18 protein-coding genes and 1 tRNA gene are annotated in these 21,712 nt (G+C 69.4%); 7 read left to right on the top strand and 12 right to left on the bottom strand.

Going from position 1 to position 21,712, the window contains the following annotated elements:
• Positions 1-3: 3 nt before the first annotated feature.
• Positions 4-1,668 carry a DNA repair protein RecN gene (gene recN, locus DVW87_RS05710; protein WP_114686723.1) on the bottom strand — a complete coding sequence of 555 codons (1,665 nt, stop codon included), beginning with the start codon at positions 1,666-1,668 and terminating at the stop codon, positions 4-6.
• 56 nt (positions 1,669-1,724) lie between these two features.
• The gene (locus tag DVW87_RS05705) at positions 1,725-2,630 is read right to left on the bottom strand and encodes an outer membrane protein assembly factor BamD (RefSeq protein ID WP_114686722.1); all 906 of its coding nucleotides are present in this window, start codon (positions 2,628-2,630) and stop codon (positions 1,725-1,727) included.
• A 127-nt stretch (positions 2,631-2,757) separates the two neighbouring features.
• Between DVW87_RS05705 and DVW87_RS05700 the strand changes: the two genes are divergently transcribed.
• A complete protein-coding gene (locus DVW87_RS05700; RefSeq protein ID WP_114686721.1) occupies positions 2,758-3,582 on the top strand; it encodes a class I mannose-6-phosphate isomerase in 825 nt (274 codons plus the stop codon).
• 41 nt (positions 3,583-3,623) lie between these two features.
• Positions 3,624-4,832 carry a glycosyltransferase gene (locus DVW87_RS05695; protein WP_114686720.1) on the top strand — a complete coding sequence of 403 codons (1,209 nt, stop codon included), beginning with the start codon at positions 3,624-3,626 and terminating at the stop codon, positions 4,830-4,832.
• Here the strand turns inward: DVW87_RS05695 and DVW87_RS05690 are convergent.
• From DVW87_RS05690 to yajC, 4 genes are read right to left on the bottom strand one after another with little or no spacing between them, the layout of a single operon-like run.
• Positions 4,817-5,188 (bottom strand): Mth938-like domain-containing protein, encoded by a 372-nt coding sequence (locus DVW87_RS05690; RefSeq protein ID WP_114686719.1) that lies wholly within the window; start codon positions 5,186-5,188, stop codon positions 4,817-4,819. The genes DVW87_RS05695 and DVW87_RS05690 overlap by 16 nt on opposite strands.
• A complete protein-coding gene (secF, locus tag DVW87_RS05685) occupies positions 5,188-6,153 on the bottom strand; it encodes a protein translocase subunit SecF (RefSeq protein ID WP_114686718.1) in 966 nt (321 codons plus the stop codon). The genes DVW87_RS05690 and secF overlap by 1 nt, the downstream gene beginning before the upstream one ends.
• Before the next feature lie 14 nt (positions 6,154-6,167).
• On the bottom strand, positions 6,168-7,769 hold the full coding sequence (gene secD, locus DVW87_RS05680; protein ID WP_114686717.1) for a protein translocase subunit SecD: 1,602 nt from the start codon (positions 7,767-7,769) through the stop codon (positions 6,168-6,170).
• Positions 7,770-7,776: 7 nt separating this feature from the next.
• Positions 7,777-8,118 (bottom strand): preprotein translocase subunit YajC, encoded by a 342-nt coding sequence (gene yajC / locus DVW87_RS05675; RefSeq protein WP_114686716.1) that lies wholly within the window; start codon positions 8,116-8,118, stop codon positions 7,777-7,779.
• A 159-nt stretch (positions 8,119-8,277) separates the two neighbouring features.
• Between yajC and DVW87_RS05670 the strand changes: the two genes are divergently transcribed.
• Positions 8,278-8,354: transfer RNA gene (locus DVW87_RS05670), tRNA-Pro, on the top strand.
• Positions 8,355-8,516: 162 nt separating this feature from the next.
• On the opposite strand, the gene DVW87_RS05665 is transcribed toward DVW87_RS05670, so the two are convergent.
• The 6 genes from DVW87_RS05665 to DVW87_RS05640 form a co-directional block, all read right to left on the bottom strand.
• Positions 8,517-9,350, bottom strand: coding sequence for a DUF4336 domain-containing protein (locus DVW87_RS05665; RefSeq protein ID WP_114686715.1), 834 nt, complete (start codon positions 9,348-9,350; stop codon positions 8,517-8,519).
• A gap of 109 nt (positions 9,351-9,459) precedes the next feature.
• On the bottom strand, positions 9,460-10,422 hold the full coding sequence (locus DVW87_RS05660) for a Csu type fimbrial protein (protein WP_114686714.1): 963 nt from the start codon (positions 10,420-10,422) through the stop codon (positions 9,460-9,462).
• Positions 10,419-12,851 carry a fimbria/pilus outer membrane usher protein gene (locus DVW87_RS05655; protein WP_114686713.1) on the bottom strand — a complete coding sequence of 811 codons (2,433 nt, stop codon included), beginning with the start codon at positions 12,849-12,851 and terminating at the stop codon, positions 10,419-10,421. Before DVW87_RS05655 ends, DVW87_RS05660 begins: the two co-directional genes overlap by 4 nt.
• Positions 12,805-13,521 (bottom strand): fimbrial biogenesis chaperone, encoded by a 717-nt coding sequence (locus DVW87_RS05650; RefSeq protein WP_114686712.1) that lies wholly within the window; start codon positions 13,519-13,521, stop codon positions 12,805-12,807. Before DVW87_RS05650 ends, DVW87_RS05655 begins: the two co-directional genes overlap by 47 nt.
• 15 nt (positions 13,522-13,536) lie before the next feature.
• Positions 13,537-14,034 (bottom strand): Csu type fimbrial protein, encoded by a 498-nt coding sequence (locus DVW87_RS05645; protein ID WP_114686711.1) that lies wholly within the window; start codon positions 14,032-14,034, stop codon positions 13,537-13,539.
• 188 nt (positions 14,035-14,222) lie between these two features.
• Positions 14,223-14,861 carry a TetR/AcrR family transcriptional regulator gene (locus DVW87_RS05640; protein ID WP_239017769.1) on the bottom strand — a complete coding sequence of 213 codons (639 nt, stop codon included), beginning with the start codon at positions 14,859-14,861 and terminating at the stop codon, positions 14,223-14,225.
• Between the two features lie 117 nt (positions 14,862-14,978).
• Here DVW87_RS05640 and DVW87_RS05635 point away from each other — a divergent pair, with 117 nt between their 5' ends.
• The 4 genes from DVW87_RS05635 (at position 14,979) to DVW87_RS05620 (ending at position 21,712) form a co-directional block, all read left to right on the top strand.
• Entirely contained in the window at positions 14,979-17,375 is a 2,397-nt protein-coding gene (locus tag DVW87_RS05635) for a TonB-dependent receptor (protein WP_239017768.1), read from the top strand.
• A gap of 124 nt (positions 17,376-17,499) precedes the next feature.
• Entirely contained in the window at positions 17,500-18,018 is a 519-nt protein-coding gene (locus DVW87_RS05630; RefSeq protein ID WP_114686710.1) for a hypothetical protein, read from the top strand.
• Positions 18,019-18,182: 164 nt separating this feature from the next.
• Positions 18,183-19,670, top strand: a complete 1,488-nt coding sequence (locus DVW87_RS05625) for an ATPase domain-containing protein (RefSeq protein WP_239017767.1) — start codon at positions 18,183-18,185, stop codon at positions 19,668-19,670.
• Complete coding sequence (locus DVW87_RS05620; protein ID WP_239017766.1) at positions 19,667-21,712, top strand: hybrid sensor histidine kinase/response regulator; 2,046 nt, start codon at positions 19,667-19,669, stop codon at positions 21,710-21,712. The genes DVW87_RS05625 and DVW87_RS05620 overlap by 4 nt, the downstream gene beginning before the upstream one ends.

Here is a 21,712-nt window from a genome sequence, read left to right as displayed (position 1 = left end):
CCATTAGGCGGATTCGAGCAGGCGATCGGCCTGCGCGCGCGCTTCGGGAGTGATGGTGGCGCCGGACAGCATGCGGGCGATCTCCTCCCGCCGCGCGTCCTCGTCAAGCGCGGTGACGCCGGTGCGGGTGACGGTGCCGTCGCTCGACTTGGCGATGAGGAGGTGAGCCGCGCCGCGCGCCGCCACCTGCGGGCTGTGCGTCACCACCAGCAGCTGCGTACGCCGCGCCAGCCGGGCGAGGCGATCGCCGATCGCCGAGGCGACCGCGCCGCCGACCCCGCGATCGATCTCGTCGAAGATCATGGTCGCCGCGCCGCCTTCCTCCGCCAGCGCGACCTTGAGCGCCAGGATGAAGCGCGAGAGTTCGCCGCCCGACGCGATCTTCATCAGCGGCGCGAACGGGGCGCCGGGGTTGGTGGCGATCTCGAACTCCACCCGGTCGAGCCCCGTCGGCGACGCCTGGTCCGTTCCGAGCGGCGCCACCACGGTGCGGAAGCGGGCGGCATCCAGCTTCAATGGCGCCAGTTCGCCGGCAACCGCCGCGTCGAGCCGGACGGCGGCGGCATGGCGCTGCACGGTGAGCGCCTCGGCGGCCTTGTTGAATGCTCCGCGCGCCGTGGCGAGCCTGGCTTCCAGCGCGGCCATGCCTTCCTCGCCCGCCTCCAGCTGGGCGAGCCGCTCTTCAAGCTCGGCGGCGAGCGCAGCGAGATCGTCCGGCTGCACCCGGTGCTTGCGCGCCATGCCGCGCAGGTCGAAAAGACGCGCCTCGTCATCCTCGAGGGCGGAGGGATCGAACCACAGGTCGGTCTTCGCCTCGCGCAGCTTGTCCTCCGCCACGGCGCCCTCGATCACCGCGCGGTCCACCGCGGCGAGCGCTTCGGCCAGCGCAGCATGGTCCGGCGCGATGCGTTCCAGCACCCGCGCGGCCTGTCGCAGTTGCGCGAGCCCGCCGGTGGAGCCTTCGAGATAGTCGCTAGCGGCGGTCAGATCCTCCGCCGCCTTCGCCGCGCGCTGCATGGAGCGGCGCCGTTCCGCGAGCGTCTCCTCCTCGCCCGGCTCCGGCGCGAGCGCGCGCAGTTCGGCGACCGCATGTTCCAGCCATTCGCGGTCGCGCGCCGCAGTGTCGATCGCCGCACGCTGCGCCGCCAGCGCCCCCTCCGCCTCGCGCCAGGCATGATAGGCCTGGGCAGCGGGGCCGGCATCGATGCGCCCGAACGTGTCGAGCAGGGCGCGGTGCCCGCGGGGGTTGAGCAGGCCGCGCTCGTCATGCTGGCCGTGGATCTCGACCAGCAGGGCGCCCAGCTCGCGCAGGAAGCCGGCGGAAGCGGGTTGGTCGTTCACGAAGCCGCGGCTGCCGCCATCAGCCTTGACGAGGCGGCGCACCATCAGCGGCTCGCCCGGCTCGATCTCCAGCCCGTTCTGCGCCAGCAGCGAGGCGATCGGCCCTTCGGCATGCGGCATGTCGAACGTGGCGCTGACCACCGCTTGGGCGGCGCCGGAGCGCACCAGCCCCGCGTCTCCCCGCGCGCCCAGCGCCAGCCCCAGCGCATCGAGCAGGATCGACTTGCCGGCGCCCGTCTCGCCGGTCAGCACGCCAAGGCCGTCGCCGAACTCCAGGTCCAGCGCCTCGATCAGCACCACATCACGAATGGAAAGCGCGGTCAGCATCGGTCCGCCGCCCTTATCGCAGAATATCGTGTTCCGGTATCGTTCTTTTGATCGGCTCAGCTGTTGGGGCTGGCGGAGCCCGGCGCCTGGCGACCGGCATCCTGGGCGGGGATCGCGGAGGAGCCCGGTGCGATCTTCTGCCCGGGAACGAGCGGGGAGGGCGGTGCGTCGCTCTTGGGATGCTCCTGAACGAGCTTGTAGGCGCGCTCGTACCAGTCGCTGCCGCGGTAATTGACGCCCAGCACCGCCGCGGCCTTCTGCGCCTCGTCATGCACGCCCAGCGCGAGGTACGTCTCGGTCAGCCGCATCAGCGCCTCGGGCGCGTGCGTGGTGGTCTGGTAATCGTCCACCACCTTGCGGAAGCGCAGGGTCGCCGCGAGCCACTGGCCGCGGGATTCGTAGAAGCGGCCGATCTCCATTTCCTTGCCCGCGAGGTGATCGCGCACGAGGTCGATCTTCAGCCGCGCGTCGGCCGCATAGCGGGTGTTGGGATAGCGGCGCATCAGCTCGCCCAGCGCATCCAGCGCCTGCTGCGTGATCTTCTGGTCGCGGGTGACGTCGCTGATCTGCTCGTAATAGCTCAGCGCAACGAGGTAATAGGCGTAAGCGGCATCGCGGTTGCCCGGGTGCACCGCCAGGAAGCGCTGCGCGTTCTCGATCGCCTTGGTGTAATCGTGATCGAGATAATAGCTGAACGCGCTCATCACCTGCGCGCGGCGGGCCCAGACGGAATAGGGATGCTGCCGCTCCACCTCGTCGAACAGCTGCGCCGCTTCCTTGTAGCGGCCCTGGTCCAGCCGCTTCTTGGCCGCGGAATAGAGCGTGCCGACGTCACGCGCCACATAGGGGATGTCCGTGCGCCCGCGACTGGTGGAGCACGCCGCCATCGGCAGCGCCGCGGCAGCGAGAAGCAGGAAGGTGGTGGCACGCAGCACGGGCGAGCGGAACGGGGCAATGGCCATAGGCCCGCAGCCATAGCCCAGCGGCTGCGGCACGAACAACGATTTTCGCGTGAACGGATGTTCAGCTGGGGCGTTGGCGCGGCTATACCGTTTCGATCTCGAAACACCCCCTGCACCGGAGGACCGAATGCCCGCCACCCTGCTCGCGACCCGCCGCGTCGAAAAGCCCTGGGGCCGGCACCAGCTGTTCCCCGGCTTTGCCGATCCCGCGCCCGGCGGCGAGCCGATCGGGGAGGTGTGGTTCCAGTCGCCGCACCCGGAACAGGACGCGCTGCTCATCAAATACCTGTTCACCAGCCAGAAGCTGTCGGTGCAGGACCACCCCTCGGACGAGGAGGCGCACAAGCGGGGCCTGCCGCGCGGCAAGGACGAATGCTGGACGATCCTGGCGGCCGAGCCGGACTCCACGATCGCGATCGGCCCGCTGAAGGAAATGACCGCCGACGAGCTGCGCGAAAGCGCGATGGACGGCTCGATCGAGCAGAAGCTGGACTGGAAGCCGGTAAAGGCGGGCGACTTCTACTACGCGCCCAGCGGCACCGTGCACGCGATCGGCGGCGGGCTGACGCTGATCGAGGTGCAGCAGAACAGCGACACCACCTACCGCCTCTACGATTACGGCAGCGATCGCGAACTGCACCTAAAGGACGGCGTCGATGTCGCTCACCTGACCCCCTATCTGGCGCCGGCCCGGCCGGGCGTGGTGGAGCCGGGCCGGAGGATCGAGGTGGAAGGCCCGAAGTTCGTGCTGGAGCGGTGGAGCGGCGGCGACCGCGACATCGCGCTGCCCGAAGGCGTCACCGGCTGGCTGGTGCCGATCCGGGGCGAGGGCGCGGTGGCCGGCGTCGCCTGGAAGGCGGGGGAGTGCGTGACGGTGACCGGCACGGAGCACCTCCATGCCTCGGCCGATGCCGACCTCCTCTTCGCCTATCCGGGCACGCGGCGGATCTGAGCGCAAGAAGCGCTTAACCCCGGCGGGGTAGAGCCGGCGGCGTGCTTCGCGTGCTCACCCTCGCCACCCTGTTTCCGGACGCCACGCGGCCGAACTTCGGCATCTTTGTCGAACGGCAGACGCGCGGGCTGGCGGCGCACCCCGGGGTCGAGGTGCAGGTGGTCGCACCGATCGGGCTTCCCGCCTGGCCGTTCTGCACGCTGAAGCGGTTCCGCGCCTTTTCCGAGGTGCCGGACCACGAGGAATGGCGCGGGCTGTCCGTCCATCGTCCACGCTTCCTGACGGTGCCGGGCGCGGGCGGCCGCTTCCACGTCGGGGCGCTGGTCCATCGGTTGCGGCCGCTGCTGGCCGAGATCCGCAGCCGCTTTCCGTTCGATGTGATCGATGCGGAGTTCTTCTTTCCCGATGGCCCCGCCGCCGTCGCGCTGGGGGCGGAACTGGGCGTGCCGGTGTCGGTCAAGGCGCGCGGCGCCGATATTCACAAATGGGGGCACGAGCCCGGCGTCGGCGTGCAGGTGCGGGGGGCGGGGCGGCGGGCCGATGGCCTGCTCGCCGTGTCCGGGGCCATGCGCGAGGACATGGCGGCGATCGGCCTGCCGCGCGAGCGCATCCGGGTGCACCAGACCGGCGTGGACCAGGACATCTTCGTGCCGCAGGACCGCGCGGCGGCCAAACGGGCATGGGACGTTTCGGGGCCGCTGGTGGTTTCGGTCGGCGCGCTGATCGCGCGCAAGGGGCATCAGGTGGTGATCGAGGCGGTGGCGCGGCTACCGGGCGTGTCGCTGCTGATTGCGGGACAAGGCGAGGAGCGGGCGGCGCTGGAGGCGCTGATCGACCGGCTGGGCGTGGGCGACCGTGTGCGTCTGCTCGGGCCGGTGCGACACGGCGATCTGCCGGCGCTGTTCGCCGCGGCGGACGTGATGGCGCTCGCTTCCGCATCGGAGGGGCTCGCCAATGCCTGGGTCGAGGCGCTGGCATGCGGCACGCCGATCGTCATCACGGAGGCCGGCGGCGCGCGCGAGGTGCTGACCGATCCGGCGTACGGGCGCATTGCCGAGCGTTCGGCGGATGGCTTTGCGCGCGCGATTGCGGAACTGCTCTCCAACCCGTCCCCGCAGGAAGCGGTGCGCCGGGGCGCTGCGCGCTTCACCTGGGCCGCGAACACCGCGGCGTTGGTCGAGCATCTGTCGGCACTGGTCGAGGCGCGACGCTCGCGCTGCGACGCAGGGAACGCTCAGCTGTGCGGATAAAGCGCGGCGCCGATCCAGCGGCCTTCGGCGCGTAGCACGCCCCAGGCGCGGGCGGCGGCACGGCTGTCCATCGCCTCCACGCCGATGCCCTGGCCTTCCAGCTCCTGCACCAGCGCGGGGGCAGGGCGGACCAGCCGCGGGCCGGTGCCGATCAGCAGGAACTCCGGCGCGGGATCGAGCGCCAGCAGCGATGCCAGGTCCGCTGTCGTCAGCGCGTCGAGCGGAGGCGGCGTCCAGCCGTCGGCACGCTCGGGCGTCATCAGCAGCGCGTGGTAGACTCCGTCGTCGATCCGGAACCCGGCGGGGCTGAGGCCGGATATCACCAGCCCCTGGCCGGGTGTCCGGTCCATGCGCATCAGGGAAGATCCCGCGCCGGCCGTGCGCCCTTCGCCTCGGCCGCGGCGATCTCCTTGGCCGGATCGGCGCGCAGCCCCAGCGTGATGAGCAGGGAGGACGACACGTAGATCGACGAATAGGTGCCCACCACGATGCCCAGGATCATCGCCGCGGTGAATCCGCGCAGCACATGGCCGCCCAGCACCAGCAGCGCGGCCAGCGCCAGCAGGATGGTGAGCGAGGTCATCACAGTGCGCGGCAGCGTTTCGTTCACCGACAGGTTGATGATCTCGCGCATGTCCATCTTGCGATAGCGGCGCATGTTCTCGCGGATGCGGTCGTCGATCACGATCTTGTCGTTGATCGAATAGCCGATGATGGTGAGCCCGGCGGCGATGATGTTGATGTCCACGTCGAACTGGGTCAGCGCGAAGAAGCCCAGCGTCATCAGCAGGTCGTGCACGATCGCCACCACGGTGGAGACGCCGAACTGCCATTCGAAGCGGAAGATCGCGAACAGGCCGATGCCCAGGATCGCGAACAGCACGGCCAGGCCGCCCTTCCACTTCAGCTCGTCCGAAACCTTGCCGGAAACGGTGGAGTAACGGCTGAACGTGGCGCCCGGGAACTGCTGGCCGAGCGCGGTCTCCACCTTGCGGACCACGGCGTTGGTGGCGCCCTCGTCGCCGCCTTCCTGTGCGGGCAGGCGGATGGCGACGGTGTGGTTGTCGCCGACCAGCTGGAGGTTCGCCTCGCCGACGCCGAGCCCGTCGACCACCGAGCGGACCTTGTCCAGCGGCGGGGTGGAAGGGAACTTCTCCTCGATCATCAGGCCGCCGCGGAAGTCCACGCCGAGGTTGAGCCCGTGCCAGGCGGTGAGCCCGATCGCGATCAGGCTGAGCGCCAGCGTCAGCCCGAACGCCCAGCCGCGCAGGCGGACGAAGTCGAAATTGGTGTTGTCGGGAACGATCTTGAGCAGTTTCATGGTTCTTCTTCCGCTCAGATGTTGATCGTCTGCGGGCGGTTCTTGCGTACCCACAGCACCACCAGCATGCGCGTGAAGGTGACGGCGGTGAACACGGACGTGGCGATGCCGATCAGCAGGACAACGGCAAAACCCTTCACCGGCCCCGATCCGAACACGAACATGATGATGCCGGAAATGGCATGCGTCACGTTCGCCTCAAAGATCGTCCGGCTGGCCTCCTTGTAGCCGAGCTCCACCGACTGCAGCACGCTGCGCCCGCGGCGGCGCTCCTCGCGGATGCGCTCGTTGATGAGCACGTTGGCGTCCACCGCGGTGCCGATGGTCAGCACGAAGCCGGCAATGCCCGGCAGCGTCAGCGTGCCGTTGAGCACCGCCAGCACGCCCAGGATCACGAACACGTTGATGACCACGGCGATGTTCGCATAGGCGCCGAAGCGGCCATAGGTGACGAACATGAACGCCACCACCAGCGCCACCGCGACGGCGGAGGCGAGGATGCCCGAGCGGATCGAGTCGGCGCCAAGCTCCGGACCGACGGTGGATTCCTCCACCACCTTCAGCGGCACGTCGAGCTTGCCCGAGCGCAGGGCGATGGCCAGCTCGTTGGCGCTTTCCACGGTGAAGCTGCCGCGGATCATCGCCTTGCCGCCGAGGATCGGCTCGTCGATCGACGGCGCGGAAATCACCTCGTTGTCGAGGATCATCGCGAACTGCTTGCCGGCATTGGCCTGCGTCACCACCGCGAACTTGCGCCCGCCCTGGCTGTTGAAGGTGATGTCGACGATTGGCGCATTGGTCTGCGGCTCGAAGCTCTGCTGCGCATCCACCACGTCCGAGCCCTGGATGATCGCCGAGCGCTTCACCGCGATGAACGGAATGCCCTGCGGATTGCCCGGATATTTCAGCACCTGGCTGCCGATGGGCGCCTGCCCCTTCACCAGCTGCGCCGGATCGGCGGTGGGGTCGACCAGCTTGAACTCCAGCTTGGCGGTCTTGCCCAGCAGGGTCTTCAGCGCCTGGGGGTCCTGCAGGCCGGGCACCTGCACGACGATGCGGTTGGTGCCCTGGCGGATGATCGTCGGCTCGCGCGTGCCCAGCGCGTCGATGCGCTTGCGCACCACTTCGGTGGCGGTTTCCATCGCCACGTCCAGCGCCTGTTGGAGACCGGCCTGGGTCGGCTTGACGATGAAGCGGCTGGTGTCGACGACGCTGATGTCCCACTGGCGCTGGCCGGTCATCCCCGCGCCGGAGCCGGTGATCGCCAGCAACCGCTCGCGCGCGGCGTCCACCTGGGTGGGGTCGCGCAGCAGGAAGCTCAGCTGGCCGCCGCGGGTGGAGATGTCGCCGATCTCGATGCGCGGCTGGTTGCGCCGCATCTCGGCCTGCACCTGGTCGCGCATCGTTTCCAGCCGGGAGCCGGCGAGGTCGTCGGTGTCCGCTTCCAGCAGCAGGTAGCTGCCGCCGGCAAGATCGAGGCCGAGATTGATGCGCGGCGCCTTCACCGGCCAGCGCTCCGTGATCCGCTCGGGCAGGAAGCTGGGAATGGCCAGCGCCATCAAGGCGGCAAGCACGACGAAGATCGAGACGACCTTCCAGCGCGGGAAATCAAGCATTGCGCGCTCAGTCGTTGGCAGGCTTGGTGCCGCCGGCCGGCTGCACCTCGGTCAACGTCGCCTTGACCACGCGCACGCGGGTGTTGGGCGCGATCTCCACCTCGACGGTGGCGTCCTCCACCTTGGTGACCTTGCCCAGGATGCCGCCGGCGGTGACCACCGAATCGTTCTTCTTCACGTTGGACACGGCCGTCTGCAACGAGCGCATGCGGCGCTGCTGCGGGCGGATCATCAGGAAGTAGAAGGCGACAAAGACGAGCAGCAGCGGCCCGAAATTGAGCAGCAGGCCGGCGATGCCGCCATTGGCCGGCGCGCCGGCGGAGCTTGCGGAGGCGAGAATGGCGAACATGGTGTCCTGGAGAAAAGGTGGCGCGCGGGATCTTGGCGTCCCGGTCGTTCAAGCCGGGGGCGCTACCATCCTTGCCGCGCGCGTGCAACGTTTGGCGCCCCGCACCGGCTCTGGCGGGTTGCATCCGGCGCGCGGCGGGCGTAGAGCCGCGCCCTCGGTCGGGGCGTAGCGCAGCCTGGTAGCGCATCACACTGGGGGTGTGGGGGTCGCAGGTTCGAATCCTGTCGCCCCGACCAATCTACATCCGGCGGGTGAACCGCCGTAGCGGGCGGGCTTTCACCGCCGCTCCTTCTCCTCCCGGCGCGCGGCCGTCACCACGATGATCGTGCGGTCGATTCGGCCGCGATAGTCCGGTGCCGTGGATCGATGCCCGTCGCGCCCGGCGAGGTCGACCGGCCTCAGTCGAGCAGCCAGCGGAAGGCATGCCGGAGCTTTGTCGCACCGTCGCCTTCGAAGAGGCCGCCATGGGCGAAGAGCACCCGCTCCGGCTCCAGCGCAACGATCTTCGCGATGGCCGCTCGCGCCTGGTCCCCGCCCAGTCGCACCGGCAGGCGGAGGTAGCGGGCGGTGGTGCCGCGCGTGGCGGCGGCGGCCTGCATCAACAATCGCGCCAGCGGCGGCAGCCTGGCGGGATCGAGATTTTCGATCAGGTCGACCAGCACGAGCGTGCGGGTCTGCCGGTGAAAGAACCAGGCCTCGTTGAAGCCCGCCCCGGCGGCAACGACGCCCTGGTCGAGCGTGTCGGCCCATTCGGCGGGCGGCGTGTCGCCCAGCTCGGCATCGATGCGCACGTCGGATGCGCGAACCTGGGCGCGGTCCCGCAAGCCGGGCGCGGCCCAGCTGGTCGCCTCGGGAAAGGCGCGCTGCCAGTCGGCGAGGAACGTCCAATGGGCGATGTTGGGCGCCACCAAATGGCGCACCGGCCCGAGCGCCGCCACCGACTTGGCCAGCCCAGGCGACCAGGGCGTGGGAGAGTGCAGGAGCAGGTCGCCGCTTGCCAGCCGGAAGATCGTCATCCGGATCGGCAACTCCAGCCCCATGGCGTTCATCGGGCCGCTGTCGACGATCCAGATCCCCTCGGCAAAGGGCTTGGGGACGTCCAGCGGCGGGTAGGTCGCGCGGAGACGGCCCGCCGGATCGTCCTGGTCGCGCCCGCCGCGCGACAGCGCCCAGAGGCCGGCCGCGGCCGCGGCGGCACCCGCCAGGATCAGCCCGTTCGTTCGTGCGCGCATGACGTCTCCTCCCGCTGCCCTGAACCTTCCGCACTGCATCCCGTTCCGGGAGGGATGAACAGCCTTGCGAATGCGCAGGCCGGTCCGGCGGCGCGCTGCATGCATGCGCTCAGTAGGTGACGGTCACGACCACCGTATCCGAATAGGTCGCCGGTTCCGGGGTGAGTTGGGCCGGAACGCGCCCATAGACGGTGAACTGCTGCGTGCTTCCGGTGCCCGTGCCGGTGGCCGCCTGCGTGGAGCCCGCCCAAGCGGCGGTACGCGCGGCGTCCCGGAACAGCTGGTAGGAGATCAGGCTTCCGGAAGGCGCCTTCATCCGCCGCGTTCCGCCGGCGTCGGGGTTGCGGCCGGCATCCAGCTGGATCGAATAGCCGGTCTGGCTGGTGCACGTAACCGCAAGCTGGCTCTGCGCGGTGACCGGCGAGCGGAGGATGCCGGTCGCGGGGAAGGTCAACGCACCGGCCGTGATCGTGCAGCCCTTGGCCGGATCGGCGCCGACGGTGAAGGTCGGCCGGATCGTGGCGGTGCCGACGAAGCCGGTGCAGGTGGAGCTCGCACCGAGCAGCGCCGTCGCATAGGTGAACATCGTCGCGTTCCCGGTGAAGCTCGACCGATAGGAACCGGGCGCTGCGCTCGCCTGCCCGCCGAACAGGCGGGCATAAAGCGTCCGGGTCGCGGTGGCCGAGCCGGACAGCAGCGGCGACAGGATGATCGCGGGCACCGTGCCCAGGGTGGCATTGTCCACCGAACCCCAGGCCTGGGTCCGGGCGGCATCCTGGTACAGCTGGTAGCGCAGGGTTCCCGACGGCCCGGTGAGGAGGCGGGCGGACGCGTCCGCGCCCCCGCTGCCCGCCTCGATGCCGGGACAAAGCTTGACCGCGTTGAGCAGCGGGATGTTCGTGCAGGTCACGGCCACGGTCGCCGTGACGTCGGTGGCGGCGCTTGCCAGAAGCGAGGGCGCGCCGAAATCCACGCTGGAGATCGTCGCCGAGCAGGTTTGCGCGCTCGCAGGCCGAGGAAAGAGAAAGAGAGCCGCGGCCAGGGCGACAAGGATCAGCGCCATCTTCTTCATGGCGCCGTCCCCGCGATCGGCGCGCAGGTTGCCGTGATCCGCACCTGCTCTCCCTTTCGGGGAGAGAAGGGGAAGCTGGCGCGGCACCGGCCACCCGCCGGATCGGTGACGATCACCTCGTTTCGCGCCCGGAGGCTGCCGAGGAACGCCGCGCCGTCATAGCCGACCACGTCGTCCGGCTGGCCCTCGCGCGACACGACGGAGCCCAGCTCGAGCGGCGCGCCGGACGGACCGAGCAATTGCACGAGAGCCATGTCCGAACGCTCCGACACGCCGAACTTCACCGCCACCGGCACACGGGAGAAGGCCGCCGCCTCGGCATGCGTGCTCTCGATGCGGGCATCCACCGGCAGCGAGGTGGGGTCGATCGAGATCGAGCTGCTTTCGAACGGCGCGAGATCCGGCACCAGCAGCCGGCCCGAGCGCCCGGTGGTGCCCACCAGCCTGTTCTCCCGATAGACCTGCACGCCGGCGGCGCCTGCATCGACCACGGCGAAGGATTGATCGAGCCGGCGGCTGGCATGCAGCCCGCCGCCCACCCAGGCGACCGATCCTTCCGCCTGGAAGGTGCCGGACGCAGTGCCGCCGGCGTACAGCGCGGTCGCTTCGAAGGACGCGAAGGTGGTGGAATGGCGCACGATCGCATGCGCTTCCCGCTCGCTGCCGTCCGTCGCCCGGAGGGACCAGCCCCAGCTGCCCGGCTCATGCGCGCCCTGACGCGACAGCTCGGCATAGCCCGACACCCGGCCGTTCGACAGCGTGCCGCCAACCGTGGCCGTGGTGCGTCCGCCCAGCGGCATGCTGGCCCCGACGAACAGGCCGAACGATCCGCCTGCCTCCAGATTGGCGATGGCGCTGGCGAACAGGGACAACGGCCCGGCACTGGCGGTGGCGGACAGATTTCCCAGGCGATAGCGTTCGCCGCTCGCGGTTCTGGAGTTCACCAAGCTCATGCCTACGGAAGCGCTGCTCCGCGGGATCGGCACCGACAGCGAGAACTGGTCCACCTCGCGCGGGGCGCCGAAGATGCGGCGGTCCACCGCGAAAACGGGTCCGAAGGATGCCGTGCGGGAGGCCAGATCCTCGTAGCGCCCCACCGTGCGCATCGATCGCAGCAGCACGGCAACCCCGGGCCGGCGCGTTTCCAGTCCCACGTCGATCAGGCCGCCGCCATGGCCGCCCGCCCGGCTCACCGCGCCGGCGACCGAGACCAGCGCCACGTCCGCGACGTTCACCGCGCTTCCGCCGCCCAGCAGCGCCAGTCCGGCGCCGGCTTCCACATGCCCCTGCACCGTTACCCGATCGGAAAGCCCGCGGCGCATCGATCCGGAGACGATCATCCGCCGGTCGTAATCGTTCGACCGGAGAGCATAGCTGCGCCGGGCAAAGCCGAGCTCCGCGCTGAAATCGGTCAGCCCGCGGGCGAGCAGTTGCGGCGAAGCGTAGAAGGCGGTCGTGGATACCGTTTCACGGCCGAGCGCGTCGCGCACCACCACCGTTGCCTGTCCGGCGCCCTGGATGATGGGCGGGTGAGCGATCGAATAGGGGCCGCTGGGCACGTCGGCCAAGAGCGTCTTCACCCCGTCGATGTACAGATCGAGCATGGACGGTGTTGCCGCACTGCCCGACAGGCGCGGCACGGGTGTGGTCACCAGATCGGGGCGCACCCCGAACGTGCGCTGAAGCTGCAGCCCGGCCATCCGGATCGGCCGGCTCCACGCAAGTCCGCCATTGATCACGTCGCCCGCGCGAAAGGTCAGCAGCCGCCCCGCATCCTCGTAGGAATAGGTGGAGGAAAGGCGCGTGGTGCGCAGCCCGCCGCCCTCTGCGACGGCGATGGCGGTGTTCTCCACCAGCCCGAACCCGCCGAACACACGCAGCCCCAGGGCGCCGGATACGCCGCCGAACCGCGCGCCTCCCGGCCCGTTGTCGGCGCTCGCGAAGAAAGTGTAGTCGATCACCGCGCCGAGCGGCGGACGGCTGGGCGCGAGCCGCTGCGCCGCCCCGCCCTGCCGGCCGTCGATCACCGTCGGCCGGTCCAGGGTCGGTCCCGCGACCAGCCTCATGATCTGCGCGGCTTCGTCATAGGAATAGCGAAGACCCGGAATGCGGTTCAAGGGCACCTCGCTCTCGGTTGTGCCTTCCGGCAGCGTGACGCCCACCGTCTGCAGTTCGATCGCGGGCGAGGTGAAGGTGCCGTCCGCGCGCCGGTTGAAGGAGGCGACATACCCGGTCGGCGCGCCGTTCAGGTAGACTTCGAGCTGCAGCGCCTGGGGCGTGGCGTCCGGATCCACCGCGACCCCCACCGACACCGTGCCGCGCTGCTGCGCCTGCGCGGCCAGGGGGAGCCAGCAGGCGGCGGCAAGGAAACCGAAGGCAAGTTCATCCCGCCGACTGCGCACCAAGAGGAAGCTCCAGGCGCCCGCCATCCGACGCGGCAGTGATCCTCAGGGCGGCGCCGGCAGGCACCGCCTCGCGTGTTTCCAGCGGCACCCGCAGTTCGGAGCCCGCCAGCACATAGCCTACCAGGCCGCGGCGCGACGCGATCTGCCTGCCATTTGCCTCCACCTGGAGGTCGGCGATCCGGAAACGCCGGTTGCCGCTGTTGCGCCCGACCAGCACCGGCCCGGCCGCGGACCGCTCGATCTTCCACGCCACCTTCGGCGCACGCCTGGGCAGGTCGGAGAAGAAGACCGGGATCGATTGGCGCACCACCAGCTTGACCGTTCCGGGACGGGAGTCGGCCGGATCGGGCACTTCGTCCACCAGAACGCGGTAGGACTCCTCGCCCACCGGCGCCGCCTTTGCCGTGCGCACCACGCGGACGAGATATTGCTGATCGGGCGACAGGGTGGCGAAGGGCGGGCTGGCGACCACGTCGCTGGTGGGCTCCAGCGCATCCACGCCGTTGCGCGTCGACCATTTCATCACCCGCACCTGCACGCGCACCGCCTTCTTCTCGGCATTGGCCAGCGTGAGGGACGTCGTTCGTGCGCCCGGCAGGGGATCGAGAACGACCGGTGCGACCCGGATGTCCGATGCCCAGGCCGCGCCCGGCGCGATCAGCGCCGCCGCGGCGAGCAGTGTTGCAAGCTTCATGGAACCCCTTTCGGTTCAGAAGGTCACCGTCACCTGGACGGTGTCGGTGTAGCTGCCGGCGGCCGGGGTCGTCTGTGCGGGCACCAGGCCGTAGACCTGCACCGTCTGCACGGCGCCGTTGCCCGTTCCCGCCAGCGTGTTGGTGCCCGCCGTGTTGCCCCAGATCTGGGTGCGCGCGGCATCGCGGAACAGCTGATAGGTGACCGTCGCCCCGGCGCCGGACGTCATGCGCCGCGCGTCCACGGTGGCGCCGGTGCCGGCCCCGGCATTGAGGCCGATGTTATAGGGCGTGGTGTTGGTGCACTGGACGCCGATGTTGCTGGTGGACGTGATCGCCGCCTGGATCACGCCCGTGTTGCCAAACGCCAGATCGGACGCGGAGGTCAGCCGGCACTCCGCCTGGATGGTCAAGGTGACCTGGAACTGGGTGGTCTGCTGCGCGAACGCCGGTGCCGAACCGAACAGGCCGGCCAACACCGCCACACCTGCCGTTACCACGAGATATCTGGTCATGGTGCGAGTTTCTCCTTTTCTCGCAGCCACAAAGCTCGACCGGGGACGTGCGCTGCGGCGATTCCGAAAACGGAATCGATTTTGCGCTTTCCCCATCAGGTTGCGCGGTGATGGCCGAAGCAGCGTCCTTCTGAGCCGAACGGGCCATGTCGGCGGGCGGGGGCCGCGCGCTCGGCGACAGAAGCGGTCTAGCGCCGCAATCCCTGCGCCAGCAATCTCGCGACCGCATCGGCCAGCGCTTCCGGCGGCTCGTCCTCGCCCCACACGCCGTAGCGCAGCCCCAGGAACACGTTCATGCCCATGATCGCCCAGGCCTCCACCTCCCCGGTCCCGTCGCGCACCTCTCCGCGCACGGCGGCGGCGGCGAGGCGCTGGGCGATGCGCTCGGCGGTGGTCGTATAGTGACGTCGGAAACTGTCGGGATCGACGAACTCGGCCTCGTCGATGATGCGGTAGATTTCCTTGTGCCCGCGAACGAAGCGCAGGAACTCGAGCAGGCCCGCCCGCTCGGCGGCGATCTGGTCCGGCGCCTCGCGGATCGCGGGCGCGACATGTTCGCGAACCCGCTCCGACATGTCGGAAACGAGCGCGCGGAACACCGCGTCCTTGCTGTCGAAATAGGTATAGAAGCTGCCCAGCGCGACGCCGGCGCGCCGGGTGATGCCGCTGATGGAGGCCTCATGGAAGCCGCGCTCGCCGAACTCCGCGGCGGCGGCATCGAGCAACGCGCGCATGGTGCGGCGTCCGCGCTCGGTGCGGGGCGCCTTGCCCTGGCCTTGCGCGCCATCCTGCGCCGGCGCCGTTGCATTCGCGCCACGCTGCGCCACCGTTCTGCCCCCTCCACAAAGTCAAGTTGAAACCTGGTTCACCTTTCAGTAAACTGGTGCACAAGGGCGCACAAGCCGGGTTCAACCGGAAGAGGCGCCCAGGAGAGGGAGGCATTTTTGGCTCGAATCGTTTCCACGCGCGCGCTCGTTCTGGCTGGCGCCGCCACCATCGCTTTCACCCTGCCTGCGGCCGCGCAGCAGACGGTGCCGCCCACGGCGGAGGCGACCACGCAACCGGCGGCCAGCGATGGCGACCAGGCGACCACCCCCGAGGATCAGGGCGCGACCGGCGATGTGGTGGTCACCGCCCGCCGCCGTGCCGAGCGATTGCAGGACGTGCCGATCGCCGTCACCGCGCTGACGGCAGAGACGCTGGAGCGGCAGGGCGCGATCGACCTGACCGACCTGCAGAACGTATCGCCCAATATCACGCTGAAGGCGGCGCGCGGGACCAACTCCACGTTGGCGGCCTTTATCCGCGGCGTGGGTCAGCAGGATCCGGTGCCGGGCTTCGAGGCCGGCATCGGCATCTACCTCGACGATGTGTACCTCAACCGCCCGCAGGCCGCCGTGCTCGACATCTACGATGTGGACCGGATCGAGGTGCTGCGCGGGCCGCAGGGCACGCTGTACGGGCGCAACACGATCGGCGGCGCGGTGAAATATGTGACGCGCCGCCTGTCCGATACGCCCGAGCTGAACGTGCGCGCCAGCTACGGCAGCTACAACCAGGCCGATGGCGTGGTCAGCGCCTCCACGCCGATCGGCTCCATGCTGCGCATCGGCGTGGCCGGCGCCCGGCTGAGCCGCGAAGGGTTCGGCGAGAACCGTTTCCTGGGCATCGACAATTACAACAAGGACATCTGGGCCGCGCGCGGGACGGTGGAGTTCGAGAGCCCCGACAAGCGGCTGTTCGTCCGGCTGACCGGCGACTACACGCACGACCAGTCCAATGCGCGCAACGGATACCGCCTGTTCGCCGGTCTGCTCACCGGATCGCCGGTGCTGTCCAGCGTGTTCGACACCAATGCAGGGCTCGCCAACCCGCGCAACGACATCAAGGCGGGCGGCGGCTCGATGTCCGTCTCGGCGGACCTGACGAACCACCTGACGTTCCGCTCGATCAGCGCCTATCGCGAGGACCGCAGCTACACGCCGATCGACTTCGACGCGACCGCCTCGGTCGATGTCGATGTGCCGGCGGTGTATCGCAACAACCAGACCAGCCAGGAATTCCAGTTCCTCTACAAGTCCGAGAAGCTGAACGGGCTGGTCGGCTATTACTACCTCGGCGCCAAGGCGAGCACCGGCTTCGACGTGCTGCTGTTCACCACGGCGCCCGGTTTCAACGCCTATACCGCGGGCGACGTGCGCACGGAGACCTCGTCCGTGTTCGCCGACTTTACCTATGATTTCACGCCGGCCGTCAGCCTTTCGCTGGGCGGGCGCTATACCTGGGACCAGCGCAAGGCGTTTGTGTTCAAGGCGAACTATGTCGGGCTGTCTTCCGAGTTCGGCGGCACGCCCGTGCCGTTCCTCGGCACGCCGCCCTTGACCAACTTCCGCGGAGAGGCGAACTTCAAGCGCTTCACGCCGCGCGCCTCGCTGAACGTGAAGCCGAGCGCGGACATGCTGCTGTATGCCTCGTATTCCGAGGGCTTCAAGGGCGGCGGCTTCGATCCGCGCGGGTCCGCCAACATCGCGCCGGCCAGCAACCCGGCGGCGGGGCAGACCTATCAGGACCGGTACGACTTCCTGTCGTTCGATCCGGAAACGGTGAAGAGCTACGAACTGGGCTGGAAGGGCTCGGCGTTCGATCGCCGGCTCACCTGGGCGCTGGACGGCTTCTACTCCGACTATAGCGACGTTCAGGTGCCCGGCTCGGTGGGGTGCCTGTCCAGCGGCGTGCAGAGCTTCTGCGGCATCACCACCAACGCGGCGAAGGCGAAGATCAAGGGCGTGGAACTGGAAACCACCGCGATCCTGGCGCGCGACTTTGCGGGGATCGGTTCGTCGGTCGGGTTCCAGGGCGCGCTGGGCTATCTCGATGCGAAGTACAACCGCTTCATCGGGCCGACCGGCGTGGACGTGGCCGACTATCGTGTGTTCCAGAACACGCCGGAGTGGACCTTGACCGGCACGCTGAACGCGACGCTGCCGGTGGGCGACGGATCGGTGAACGCCAATGCGACGGCGGCCTATCGCAGCCTGACGCACCAGTTCGAGGTCGCCAGCCCGTTCCTGGACCAGCCGGGCTATACGCTGATCGACGCCAACCTGACCTATGCGTTCGGCGAGGGCGGGCGCTATTCGATCGGCCTGCACGGCAAGAACCTCACCGACCGGCACTACAAGATCGGCGGCTACCAGTATCTTGCGGCCAATGCAGCCACCGGGCAGATCATCCGCACCCCCACGGGCGCTCTCACGCCGACCCTGGGGCGCGAGGGCGTGGCCACCGCCTTCTACGGCAATCCGCGGCAGATGTTCGTGACGCTGGGCGCGAAGTTCTGAACGGAGGACCGGTCTACGCTGTTCGCGGGAGGCCCGGACCGGGCGCCTGCGTTCAGCGTGGCTGGTGCTGCCAGATAGCTGTAGAGCAGTTCAAGTGGTCAGGCCAATCCGCCGACCCGCTCAGGTGCCCACGCGCGGTCCGACGCCTTTGACGCCCTCGTTCAGGGTCACGCGCGCCACCTACCAGCCGGTCGCGGTCACCGCCGGTGCCAACACCGCCGAGGCGGGGCGCAGCATCGACGACAACGAGCTGACGCACTGGGCCAGCGACGGCGTGCCGGCCAATGCCTGGATCGAATACCGGTTCGACAGCCCGGTGGCGCTGAACGCGCTCGACCTGAAGCTCGTGGGCTGGCGTTCGCGCGCCTACAGCCTCAGCATCACGCTGGACGGGCGCGAGGTGTGGCGCGGCGAGACCGAGCGATCGCTGGGCTATGCGCATGTCACCTTCCCCGCCGCGCGCGGGCAGGTGCTGCGCATCCGCCAGGTGGCGGCGGTCGCCGATGTGGATGCCTTCGGCAAGGTGGTGGAGCTCAGCAGTGCGCGACAGTCCGGAGACACCGGCGCGGACCAGGTTGCCCCCGGCTGGCGGCTGGCCATCGTGGAAGCCGATTTCCACGGGGCTGCTCCTCCCGCGCGCTGATCTCGGCTGGCTGCGGGCCGAAATGTCCGTGGCGGTAACGCCTGGGCCGGGTTGCTGCATGAAATGGCCGTGTCGGCTCGACAAGTCCCCCGCGGGAGCCGATATGCCGCGCGTCCGTTTCCCGCCGTGCCGGCGGCGATGATCCGGACGGGAAGGGGGCGGTTGTGGACGAGGGCAAGGCGCAGGACGCGAAAACCGGCATCGACGGGCTGGACGATGTGCTGGCCGGGGGGCTGGAGCGCCACCGCACCTATCTGGTGGAAGGAAGCCCGGGCACCGGCAAGACCACCATCGCCCTGCAATTCCTGCTGGCCGGCGCCGCCGCGGGCGAACGGTGCCTGTACATCACCCTCGCCGAAACCGAGGACGAGTTGCGCGCAACCGCCGTTTCGCACGGCTGGGCGCTGGACGGCATCCATCTGTACGAGCTGGTGCCGCCGGAAAGCCTGCTGGACGAGGAGCAGCAGCAAAGCCTGCTTTACTCCTCCGATCTGGAACTCGGCGAGACCACCCGGCGTATCTTCGAGATGTTCGAGCGGGTGCAGCCGGAGCGCGTCGTGCTGGACAGCCTGTCCGAGATCCGTCTCCTTGCGCAAAGCTCGCTGCGCTATCGCCGCCAGATCCTGGCGCTGAAGCATTATTTCGCCAGGAGCGGCGCCACCGTGCTGATGCTGGACGACCTTACCACGGACGTGAACGACAAGACGGTTCACTCGGTGGCGCACGGCGTGATCCGGCTGGACGAGTTCGCGCCCGATTACGGCGCGCAGCGGCGGCGGGTCCGCGTTATCAAGTATCGCGGCCGGCATTTCCGCGGCGGGCACCATGACATGGCCATCCAGCATGGCGGCGTTTGCGTGTTTCCGCGGCTGGTATCGGCGGAGCATCGCGGCGATTTCGACCGCGGCGTGCTGGCCACCGGCTCGGCCAAGCTGAACGCCTTGCTGGGCGGCGGCGTGGAACGCGGCTCCAGTTTGCTGGTGCTGGGACCGGCGGGCACGGGCAAGTCGATCCTGTGCCTGACCTTCATCAAGACCGCGGTGGAGCGGGGCGAGCATGCGGCGATGTTCGTGTTCGACGAGGAGATCGGCCTCCTCATGCGGCGTGCAGAAGCGCTGGGCATCGATCTCCAGGCGATGATGGATGCGGGACGGTTGACGCTGGAACAGGTGGATGCGGCGGAGCTCACACCGGGCGAATTCTCGCACCGCGTCCGCGCCTGCGTGGAGGAGCATGGCGCGCGCACGGTGGTGATCGACAGCCTGAACGGCTATCAGGCGGCGATGCCGGGAGAGCATGAGCTGGTGCTGCACATGCACGAGCTGCTGCAGTTCCTGAACCGGCAGGGCGCCACCACCTTCCTGACCGTTGCGCAGCACGGCCTGGTGGGCGACATGCGCGCGCCGGTGGATGTCACCTACCTGGCCGACACGGTGGTGCTGTTGCGCTATTTCGAGGCGCGCGGCCGTGTGCGCCGGGCGATGTCGGTGGTGAAGAAGCGGACGGGCCCGCACGAGGACACGATCCGCGAATATCAGATCGGCAGCCGCGGGGTCACGCTGGGCGAGCCGCTGATCGGGTTCCAGGGCATCCTGCGCGGCGTGCCGGAGCTTCTCGGCGCTGCCGAGCTGTTGGACCAACGGGACGCGTGAGGCGCACCACCGTCTCGGAACGCGCCCTGGTGCTGGCGCCGCGCGGGCGGGACGCCGGCATCGCGGCGGCGATGCTCGGCGAGGCCGGGATCGAGGCGGCGATCTGCGCCTCGCTGGCGGCGGCGATCGGGGAGCTGGACCATGGCGCGGCCTTCCTGCTGGTCACCGAGGAGGCGATCGCGACAAGCGATCTGCACCCCTTGTCGGTCTGGCTGGCCGAGCAGGAGGAATGGTCCGACCTGCCGGTGATCCTGCTGACGAGCCGCGGCGGCGGGCTGGAGCGCAATCCGGCGGCGGCGCGGCACCTGGAGGTGCTGGGCAACGTCACCTTCCTGGAGCGCCCGTTCCATCCGACCACGCTGGTCAGCCTGGCGCGATCGGCGTTGCGCGGGCGGCGACGGCAATATGAGGCGCGGGCCCGGCTGTTGGCGCTGCGCGACAGCGAAGAACGCTATCGCACCCTGTTTGATTCGATGGACGAGGGCTTCTGCATCATCGACTTCCTCGATGGGCCGCACGGTCCGTTGAGCGATTATGTGCATGTGCAGGCCAATCCGGCCTATTCCGCCAATGCCGGGGTGCCCGACATCGTCGGCAAGCGGCTGCGCGAGTTCGTGTCGCCGTCGGAGGCGGATGCCTGGGCCGCGATCTACCGCGGCGTCCTGTTGACCGGCGAGCCGATCCGTTTCGAGCGCGAGCTGGCGGAAACGGCACGGTATCTGGAGCTTTCCGCCTTTCGCATCGAAACGCAGGGCAAGCGCCAGGTGGCCGTGCTGTTCAAGGACGCAACCGCCCGCCGGTGCGCGGAGAATGCCCTGCGCGAGCTGAACGAGACGCTGGAGCGGCGGGTGGAAGACGCCGTTGCCGAGCGCGAGCTGGCCGCGGCGCAACTGCACGAAGCGCAGAAGCTGGAAACGCTGGGCCAGCTGACCGGCGGCGTGGCGCACGACATCAACAACCTGCTGACCCCGATCACCGGCGCGCTCGACCTGCTGTCGCGGCGCTACCTTGGCACGGACGAGCGCGCTGCGCGCCTCGTCGGCGGGGCGTTGCAGTCGGCGGAGCGCGCCCGGGTGCTGGTGAGCCGGCTGCTCGGCTTTGCGCGTCGCCAGGCGCTGGAAACGCGGCCGGTGGACGTGCTGACGCTGGTGGAGGGGATGCGCGATCTCGTCGCCAGCTCGGTGGGCGCGGCGGTGGCGGTGGAGATACGCATCGAGCCCGACCTGCCCGCGGTGATCGCCGACCCCAATCAGCTCGAGCTCGCGCTGCTGAACCTGTGCGTGAACGCGCGCGATGCGATGCCGTCTGGCGGACGGCTGACCATTTCGGCGGCGCGCGGCGGCGCCGGCGAGCGCGGCGCGGTTCCGGCGGGCGCGGAGGAGCATGTGCGCCTGTCGGTCGCGGACACGGGCACCGGCATGGACGAGGCGACGCTGGCCCGGGCCATCGAGCCGTTCTATTCCACCAAGGAAGTGGGCAAGGGCACCGGGCTTGGCCTGTCCATGGTGCACGGCCTGGCGGCGCAGCTGGGCGGCGCCTTCGTGCTGACGAGCGCTCCCGGCGAGGGAACGTGCGCGGACCTGTACCTGAGGGTCGCGCAGGAGGAGGCGGCGCCGGCACCGTCGGCGGGCACCACCGATGCGACCCGGCTGCCGCCCAGCACCATCCTGCTGGTGGATGATGAGGAACTGGTGCGCACGGGCACGGCGGACATGCTGCGCGATCTCGGCCATGTCGTGCACGAGGCGGAGAACGGCGCCGACGCGCTGGCCAAGCTGACGGGCGGCATCGGCGCTGACGCGATCGTCACCGATTACATGATGCCCGGCATCAGCGGTGCGGAGCTGGCGGAGCGTGCCCGCAAGTTGCAGCCCGGCCTGCCGGTGCTGGTCATCACCGGCTATGCGGGCGGCAATCTCGACATCGGCCTGCCGCAGCTTGCCAAGCCGTTCCGCCAGGCCGATCTCGCCAGCGCGCTGGAAAAGGTGGTGACCGGAACCAGCGGCAGGACCGAGCGACCCGCCGGCGACCCGCCCGCCTGA

This window comes from Sphingomonas aracearum (assembly GCF_003345355.1).
GTDB lineage: Bacteria > Pseudomonadota > Alphaproteobacteria > Sphingomonadales > Sphingomonadaceae > Sphingomonas > Sphingomonas aracearum.
Note: the sequence above shows the minus strand (reverse complement) of the source record. Positions and strands in the feature narration are given on the sequence as shown.